Annotated in this window: 1 protein-coding gene and 1 pseudogene; both read right to left on the bottom strand. The window is 44.9% G+C overall.

What is annotated here, in order from left to right; translation table 11 throughout:
• Positions 1-154: ATP-binding cassette domain-containing protein (locus tag R7Z49_RS24910; RefSeq protein WP_318112368.1), on the bottom strand; the 154-nt coding region annotated here is incomplete at its 3' end.
• A 9-nt stretch (positions 155-163) separates the two neighbouring features.
• A pseudogene (locus R7Z49_RS24905) lies at positions 164-715 on the bottom strand (ABC transporter substrate-binding protein); the annotation flags it as partial.

The raw sequence follows: 715 nt of genomic DNA, 5'->3' as shown, positions 1-715 counted from the left end.
TCACGCTCTTACCACTGCCAGACTCACCAACGAGACCGAGCGTTCGTCCTGCGCGAACATCAAAGTTCACGCCATGGAGTACTTTTACCGGGCCATCATCCGTGATGAATTCCACTTCGAGATCTTTTACACTCAAAATTACATCGTTTTCCATAACACATCCTTACAGCTTATACGTGTCATCAACGACAACAACCGGTTCAAAGGTTTTACCCGACTTCATCGCTTTCTGGGTTTCTTTCTTCACGTCTTTGTCGATCCAATACGTGCCATCACCGATAATTCCGCCACTGAACAACGCTTCTGTCATTCGATTCATTGGTTTCTCTGGCAATTTCAACCAACGCCAGTGTCCATAACGAACGTAAGGTACCATGTAGCCAGTGACAATCACGTGCGCATCAATAATGTCTCGCTGAATCTCATGACCTAGTTGGATCTTCTTATCCATGTCCATGTTAAAGCGATACGCAATGATCTTTTCATCTAGCTCTGGCGTGCTGTAGTTAGTGAATGAGTTCGTTTGTGGTTTGTTCGCGTTCACGGAATGGAAGTATTCCCAATAAGTTGGGATTTCTGAAGTCCCCATATCAAAGAAAGCAAGTTCGTGTTTTTTCTCACGCACATACTTGAACATCGATGAACCATCAATCAGCTTCAGCTCAATGTCCAACCCTGCCAATTTTGCCTGTTCACGCAAGAAAGCAATACGCGG

This window comes from Vibrio sp. 1562 (genome assembly GCF_033340155.1).
Classification (GTDB): domain Bacteria; phylum Pseudomonadota; class Gammaproteobacteria; order Enterobacterales; family Vibrionaceae; genus Vibrio; species Vibrio alginolyticus.
The sequence above is the reverse complement of the archived record's forward strand: the minus strand, read 5'-3'. Positions and strand labels throughout refer to the sequence as shown.